Source organism: Limosilactobacillus urinaemulieris, assembly GCF_014838745.1.
Lineage (GTDB): Bacteria > Bacillota > Bacilli > Lactobacillales > Lactobacillaceae > Limosilactobacillus > Limosilactobacillus urinaemulieris.
Genome location: NZ_JABUXR010000008.1, coordinates 80,372 through 87,854, shown reverse-complemented (window position 1 = coordinate 87,854; position 7,483 = coordinate 80,372). Strand labels below are relative to the sequence as shown.

Here is a 7,483-nt window from a genome sequence, read left to right as displayed (position 1 = left end):
ACGGGCTGGTCGGTGTCTTTTTCTTTTACTAACATATATTTTAAAGGAAAACGGAGTTAAATGAAATCCGAAGATTTCATCTAACTCCGCTTATTATTAGGGACTTATGTCACAGCCCCTTGTTTATGTTTTGGGCTAAATAATTGTCGAGAAATTGTTAGCTTTCCGCAAGTTCTCGGCAACATAGCTAAGATCTGCTCGCCAGAGAATTGATAATGCTACCAACCTCCCTCCCAGATTCTTTCAGCATCCAGTCAGGAGAAATTGTTATTCCTAATGCAGCAAAGCCAAAATCTGCTCGCCCTAACCTTCCTCGAGCTAACGACCTCCACCTCCGACGACGAAACGTCGTTCGGTGGAGAAATCGTTAGCCACCGGAAGGTTTTAACGGGCTCGCACTCTTTAATTATTTACCTCATCCTCGCCTTCAGGACTTTGCGGGTAATCAAGGTCAGCGTAATGGTGGTTAGCTTGTTTTTGGGCTGTTGATTGACTGGTGTAAAAGACATTATCAGTTGTTACATTATCACCATTGGCTGAGACAATAACAGGTGTCTGTTTACCATTAATAGTTTCATGGTGCAGGAGGTAGAACTGCCCCTTATTCTCAGTATCACACCAACCACGAATATTTAACCAATCTTGATTATGAGCATTAACAAACTTTGCACTCTGCCAGGTCTGGGTTTGCTTTTGAACTGACTTATTCTTTGCATCTGGACTTGAAAGGAAGTCAGGATATTGCTTATATAACCATGACTTAGTTGAATTATTATTCGTGGAGATAGTAATTGTATGCTCACGAATCGTTAGTACAGTTTGTTGGTTACCATCAGCTGAATACCAAACGCCACGCATTGACTTTGGAGTGGTAAAGACTGCTTGACGACCAAATTCATGGTTTGCAGCGTCATTCCGTCCTGAACGTTCGTCATATACCTTGCTTTGCTTTGTTAGTTTTTGAACCTTACTTGCTTGACTGTGCTGGTTAATGTAGTAAACCATATCATTTTGGCTAACCGTTCCCAGCTTCTTCGCCTTTTGACCCTTCTTAACATTTTCATAGATGTTAATACTGCCATCATCATTTAATGTGTAAGCAACATCAGCAGAATTCTTTTCTGGTGTCGCGTTATAAAGGATTCCGGAACCATCTTCACCAGTAGCTCCAGGATTATCCAATCGGTAATCACTCGTATCGTAAAGGTTCGTCCGTAGTCCACTATTTTTCGCACTATTAGCAACTTTGGCCCAGTCACCACCGTATTTCTTACTACTGTAAATCGTTACTAAGCTACTAACTTCTTGTGGTGGCATATTCGTTGAATCAAGGTTAACTTTTTGATTATTAGTGATTGCAGAGCTTCCTGATGAACCCGATGAAGAATTAGAATTTGCTGACTGAGCACCGCAGCCCGCCAACAATAACGCCAAACCAACAACAGATAATTTCCCTATTAATTGCTTATTAACCACGTTTAACACTCCAATCCTCTTTTTTACGATAATAACCAATCAAAAACATAATGATAATTATCAATTGATTTATTATACATCACTATTTATACGCCTATATCTTAACCTTTAGCAGCATAAAAAAGCAACCAATAACCTTTCGTCTAATTAAATTATTTATATAAAATAAGCCACAGCGTCAAATATTAGACACTGTGACTTATTTCTGTATTGTTTGATGTTGTGAGGGGCCACAAACGAAAGCAAGTTCTCTGCTGGCCCGCACTCTTCTTTAGTCCCTTCTCAATTGCATTCTATCGTTAAAGAACTTAGAAAGAAGAACAACAATAACCATTGTAACTCCCCAAATAATCCACCAAGTGCTCGAAGAACCAAGGATTGTCCAAAGAGCACTATTAGGTCCGATCCATTCATTATACTGGTAGTCAATATTAAGGCTCATCATTACACTAACAAGTGCAATTAAGAAAAGAATAAATAGGATTGGTAAGCCAATACCGACAATCCACTTCCAGGTTCGATTAAGCAAGCCAAAACCATTACCAATCATTTGAAGAATTAATACGCTAGAAAGAAGGACTAATAGTTGCATTCCCATCGCTTGCCAACTTGCTAGCGGGTGCTCAAACAAGCTTAGTAAGTTATTAACCACCCAAACTCCGACAGTAGCAAGAACCAAGGCAATCAGCCGCCCCCACCAAAGGGTCTTTCGTGAAATTCCATTTTGGATCGTCCACTTAAAATCATCATAAGCAGTGATTAAGAAATAACCGAGTAAAATCATTGTGAATACTGGCGGTAATACTCCTGGAATACCTTGTAAGCTAACAAGAAATGAATCAATACGATGATCTATTAGCAATTCAACAAGACATCCCAAAAAGACTACTCCGACAGCCCAAACAGCAGCAACAGCTAACGCCCACCCGAGACGATGAAAAACATTGGTAATTACTAATCGTTGTTCATGACTAAGCATCTTTTTGTTGACCCCCATTCGTTAAGTAGATAAATAAGTGCTGTAAATCATAGTGTCCGACCTGAACTTGATCAGGAAGGATCCGATCTTCTGGCAACTGATCAAAGACATGAGCCGTGCGGATATTTCCCAAGTCGGTTGTTGAAAGGACGTTCAACCCTTCAGTATACTGATCAACTAACTTTGCCGGGCCTGAAATATCGTACGCCCGGTCCAGTAAACTTTGAACATTGTCATCCTCAAGGACTCGATGATGATCAATTAGAATCACGTGTTCAACCAGCTGTTGAATTTCATCAATTAAGTGGGTTGAAAGAACAATCGTCCGTGGTCGCTTTTGATATGACTTAATTAACTCTTGATAGAAGATTTCACGGTGATTAGCATCTAATCCTAATACCGGTTCATCAAGAAAAATATAATCAGCATCAACGTTTAGTGCCAAGCTAATCTTGGCAGCGGTTTTCTGACCAGTAGAGAGTTTAGCAAATTTTTGATTGCCATCAAGTTCAAACTGTTTAAGCATTCGTTCAGCGTTTTGATAATCGAAATTACCGTATGCACCGTCAGCAAGGTCAAACATTTGGTTAATCTTAACTTGTTTATAGTAAAGGTTATCTTCTCCAATAAGGAAAATCTGATCCAAAGTTTGATCAGTGTTAACTTCCTGATCGCCTAACTTAATCGAACCAGATGTCGGAAAAATTCGGTTACTAATTAAGTTTAAGAGAGTCGATTTCCCTGCCCCGTTTCGACCGAGCAAACCATAAATTTTTGCTGGCTCTAAAGTAAATGAAACATCATCAAGAATTACCCGACGACCAAATTTCTTTGATAAATGACTAATCTTTAATTGTTCCATCATGCTCACCCCGCTCAATTAATTCGACTAAATGTTGCTTATTAATTCCTAATTTATGTGCTTCCACAAGGAGAGTTTTGACATAATCCTTATAGAAACTTTCTTTACGCTCTTCCATAATCTTTTGTCGAGCCCCCGTTCGTACAAACATTCCGCGTCCACGGTGCTTTTCAATCAACCCTGCATCAACTAGGATATTCATCCCTTTCAAAACCGTTGCTGGATTAATATGTAATTGCTGGGAAAGCCGGGTAGTTGATGGTACCTGGCTCCCTTCGTCAAAGCCACCGGTAAAAATCATTTCTTCCAATTGACTTGCGATTTGTTGGTATAACGGTGTTGACTCGTTAAAGTGAAATTGCAAAAGATCATCTCCTTAACAGTCAATTAGTTATATGGCTAATTGCTTATGTAACTAACTATATAGGATCCTTAAAACTTTTGCAAGTTTAAATAAAAAATAGTTTAATAATTACTAATATTATGAAGCGGTGTCAAAAAATGACAATTACCAGTGATCCAATGTTTGGGATGGTAATGGAAAATAAGGAAATTTGTCTTGATAATCAAGATATCAAACAACGCTTAATGAAGTCATTTAACTTAACTGCTGAACAGGCTGTCCAAGCGGTACAAAACAAATAGTTTATATTCTTTAAAACTTAAAAAATCCTGTAGGCGTATTATAAAGTACCCTCCAGGATTTTTAAGATCTATTAATAAAACATTACAAAAAGCTATTATTCTCCCTGTTCATCCTTCACCGGGTGCTCAATCCGATAAATATCAAACATATATTCAACGATAGTCTTAAGAACTGCATAGAATGGAATACAAAGAATCATTCCGGCAATCCCAGCAATGTGCCCCGCAGCAAGTAAGAGGACAATGATTGTTAGTGGATGAATCTTAAGGGTCTTACCGATAATATTTGGATAAATAATATTGCCATCAACCTGTTGAACAATCAGAACAACGACAATTACCCAAATTAATTTATCCGGGGCCATTGTCAATGAAACAAATAGTGCGGGAGCAATCCCGATATATGGACCAACATAGGGGATGATGTTGCACAAACCAGCGACAATCCCCAGGACAAGTGCTAGTGGTTCGTGAATAATCAGGTAACCAATTGAAGTAAAGACGCCGACAAAGAGACATTCAATCACTTGTCCGGCAATGTATGACGACAAGGTGTTGTTCATCTTACCAAGTAACTGATTAACTTCCTTAGCATGGTGGGGTGAAAGCCACTTTTGAATGGCAGGAACTAGTTTTGAACCATCCTTTAACATGTAGAAAAGCATCACCGGAACCGTAATGGTAACAACGGTAATGTTAGTAACCATTCCAATAATATCGCCCACTCGTTCAGAAAGTCCTTTTAGAATTTTCTGCGCATAAGCGGCCAATTGGTGATCAAATTGACGATAGTAGGCATTAAGATCCACATGTTTCAAGGGTGAATGTTTAATTGTATCGTTCATTAAACTCTGTAACCCGCTAACCGTTTGTGGTAAATGATTAACTAATTGGCTAATTTCCTTTACTACTGGCGGAATCAATGCAGAAATTCCCCAAACAATAATCAGAATTAGCAAGACGACAATCAATAAACTAGCTACACCACGATTTATGCGGAACTTGCCGATCTTAATCTTCACAATTAAGTTTAAGATTGGATTCAACATGTAGTATAAGAATCCTGATAACAGTAATGGAACAAAGACCACTGATAGGAATGTCCAAAACGGCTTAAAAATAAACTGAATTTTGGTACAAACAAAGATTAGTGTCGCAATTGTCAAAAAAACGATCGGCCAAAACAGCCAATGATAAAATTTTTCTCGATTCATTATCATAATCCTAACATTTACAAAATAAAAGGACACCTCGTAAAAGCAGGTGCCACAACATCCCCTCTACCATACACTAAGGAAGTTTGATTGTAAATGAGAAAAATAATTCATTTCTTTCCATTAGCAATCATAACCTTGAAATTCGTATCTGTAGTACTACTTACTTCATCGTTTTAACAACATAGTGCTTACCTGCCGTGACATCGTACTGAACAAGACGGTAATCGTGAAGTAATGCTTTTTGCTTCTTTGTTAATTGATTTTCTTTAAGGATCTTTCCTTTTTGCGTAATAAAGCGACTGTTACTATTGTAGGCATTCACATTACCGCTTGCCTGAACATCCTCGGTAATCACCGGTAGCTGTTCGTAGACTCGTGTCAGCAAGGCCTGATACCAGTCCACCTTAGAGTTAGTTTGCTTAGCTGCCATTGCAATAAAGTCGTTTGGCGCAACGTAAGCTGTTTTCTGCTTAAAGTTCCGTGCGCCATGTTCTCGCGCATACCGATTAGAGTAAATGAAATAATCTGTTTCATGGAGTTTAAGGCCATCCTTGATCATCTCATTGCCATAGATTCCTGGTAAGTGATCCCCATAAAAGACAACCGTAATTGGCTTTTCAATTTTATCAATCGCCGTAATGAATTGCTTCATTGCCTCATCAGTATGGTAAATCCCAGTAGCAAAATCATTTACCGACGACTTGTCAGTGCCAGCCGAAACTTTTGTCGCCTGATATTTACCAATCTCATTGTAATAGTGCTGATTATACGGGAAATGATTCTGCATCGTTACGAGGTTAATGAACCGGCCACCATGATAGTTTATTAATTGATCTAACACATTCTGGTAGGATGTTTGATCAGAAAGGTATGGACTACGATCGATCTTTTTCTGATGACGAATCGGATACTTACTTCCCAAATAGAGGAACCGATCAATTCCAAACTTTCGGTAAACCTCCGTCCGGTTATAAAAGGCCCCGTTATAGGGATGGATTGCGATTGCTGACTTAAATTGTTGAGCGATTGATGGATTGGTTTTCAAATTAGCAACTAGTTGAGTATATGGTGTTGGCAGAGTTGGCGAAAAATTAGTTAACGCAAACCCGGTCAATGCCATGTACTCCATGTTGGCTGTCCCACCGCCATACCCCGAACTAATCATTAAGCCACCAGTATTTTGCTTCCTGAGCTTAGTGATGTACGGTATAGGGTTGTTCTTCAATTGCACCCCGGGAACTCGTTGGGGATTAGCAAAGCTTTCACTCAAATTAAAAACAATCGTTTGCTTGCCAAACGAGTTTGTTCGCTGACGGTTTATTTGCTGAGCATCCAAGTGGTATTTGCGGACAATTTTGGTCATCGTCTGTCGAGAATACCCGGCTGGTTTGGCCATTACCGTAACGTCGATGTTATTCATAAACTGAAGTAATGGCCCATTGATTCTTACCCCACTTAACTGATTGTAAAACATCGGCTGATCATCAATGGAAGTCATCAAATTATTAAAGGGAGTATTTTGATGGTTCCACAAAAACGCTGTCGCAAATAAGCATGGTGCAAGGAGGACAAATAGCAACCGTTGTGTTACCCCCCCCACTGCGTTTCTTAGGGGATGAGTCTTCTCCAGCCAAACAGTTACTGCAATCAAAATCACTAAAGTTACCAGGGCAACTATCCAAACTACCCCGTCAACCATACCAAATAAGTTCTTAGCCACCCGCACCATCGCGAGGTCTGCAGGAAGGATTGGTTCATTTCGGGCAACGATCTTTTCATGGTTAGCCACAACAAAGACCGCACTAACTGCAATAACACTAATCAGCCCGACCCAGTAGCGATTAGTCAAAACCTGAATAAATTTAATGACTGTTAAGATCAAGAATGCCGTAAAAAGTAATAGTAGCTCCCGTTGACCAAAAGTGTAGGCAAAAATATTGTAAGTCGCATCAACGTTGGGACTTACGGAAAAGCCGTCATTCATCAACAGCATCGAAAGAGCCGCGATTAGGTAGGAGATCATCCCCAAACTAATATTGGGCATCCAGGAATTAAACTGCTTTTTTATTACTTGAAGCTGTTTGTCAGCTGGTTGACCCGTAAATCGATCAATTCGTTGAAGGTGACGCTTAGCAAATTGGCTCGTTGATAATCCACACCAAACATAAGCACAGGCTAAGGCAAAAAAGAGAAAAATAATTGTAATTATTCCCGCCCTTAAACTGCCATAAGCGTTATGAAGCTTGACCGTTAGTTGGACACTTGCCAATAACGCCGTATTCTCAATTAACGTTAAGTAGGAAT

General features: G+C 39.4%; 7 protein-coding genes. 1 reads left to right on the top strand and 6 read right to left on the bottom strand.

Features of this window, described 5'->3' with window-relative positions:
• Positions 1–402: 402 nt before the first annotated feature.
• From HUK45_RS05545 to HUK45_RS05530, 4 genes are all read right to left on the bottom strand, one after another.
• On the bottom strand, positions 403–1,476 hold the full coding sequence (locus HUK45_RS05545; protein WP_191911468.1) for a hypothetical protein: 1,074 nt from the start codon (positions 1,474–1,476) through the stop codon (positions 403–405).
• 271 nt (positions 1,477–1,747) lie between these two features.
• On the bottom strand, positions 1,748–2,455 hold the full coding sequence (locus HUK45_RS05540) for a hypothetical protein (protein ID WP_191911467.1): 708 nt from the start codon (positions 2,453–2,455) through the stop codon (positions 1,748–1,750).
• Complete coding sequence (locus tag HUK45_RS05535) at positions 2,448–3,320, bottom strand: ABC transporter ATP-binding protein (RefSeq protein WP_191911466.1); 873 nt, start codon at positions 3,318–3,320, stop codon at positions 2,448–2,450. Before HUK45_RS05535 ends, HUK45_RS05540 begins: the two co-directional genes overlap by 8 nt.
• Complete coding sequence (locus tag HUK45_RS05530) at positions 3,298–3,681, bottom strand: GntR family transcriptional regulator (protein WP_191911465.1); 384 nt, start codon at positions 3,679–3,681, stop codon at positions 3,298–3,300. Before HUK45_RS05530 ends, HUK45_RS05535 begins: the two co-directional genes overlap by 23 nt.
• A gap of 137 nt (positions 3,682–3,818) precedes the next feature.
• On the opposite strand from HUK45_RS05530, the gene HUK45_RS05525 reads away from it, so the two are divergent.
• Complete coding sequence (locus HUK45_RS05525; RefSeq protein ID WP_191911474.1) at positions 3,819–3,962, top strand: hypothetical protein; 144 nt, start codon at positions 3,819–3,821, stop codon at positions 3,960–3,962.
• Positions 3,963–4,057: 95 nt separating this feature from the next.
• On the opposite strand, the gene HUK45_RS05520 is transcribed toward HUK45_RS05525, so the two are convergent.
• Positions 4,058–5,176: an AI-2E family transporter gene (locus HUK45_RS05520; protein WP_191911464.1), complete on the bottom strand. Its 1,119-nt coding sequence runs from the start codon at positions 5,174–5,176 to the stop codon at positions 4,058–4,060.
• A 163-nt stretch (positions 5,177–5,339) separates the two neighbouring features.
• A complete protein-coding gene (locus tag HUK45_RS09565) occupies positions 5,340–7,448 on the bottom strand; it encodes an LTA synthase family protein (protein ID WP_235972032.1) in 2,109 nt (702 codons plus the stop codon).
• Between the last annotated feature and the right edge of the window lie 35 nt (positions 7,449–7,483).

Excerpts from the sequence above, each read along its gene's own strand:
- HUK45_RS05540 (WP_191911467.1), bottom strand. The coding sequence starts at position 2,455 with ATGCTTAGTCATGAACAACGATTAGTAATTACCAATGTTTTTCATCGT.
- HUK45_RS05535 (WP_191911466.1), bottom strand. The coding sequence starts at position 3,320 with ATGATGGAACAATTAAAGATTAGTCATTTATCAAAGAAATTTGGTCGT.
- HUK45_RS05525 (WP_191911474.1), top strand. The coding sequence starts at position 3,819 with ATGACAATTACCAGTGATCCAATGTTTGGGATGGTAATGGAAAATAAG.
- HUK45_RS05520 (WP_191911464.1), bottom strand. The coding sequence starts at position 5,176 with ATGAATCGAGAAAAATTTTATCATTGGCTGTTTTGGCCGATCGTTTTT.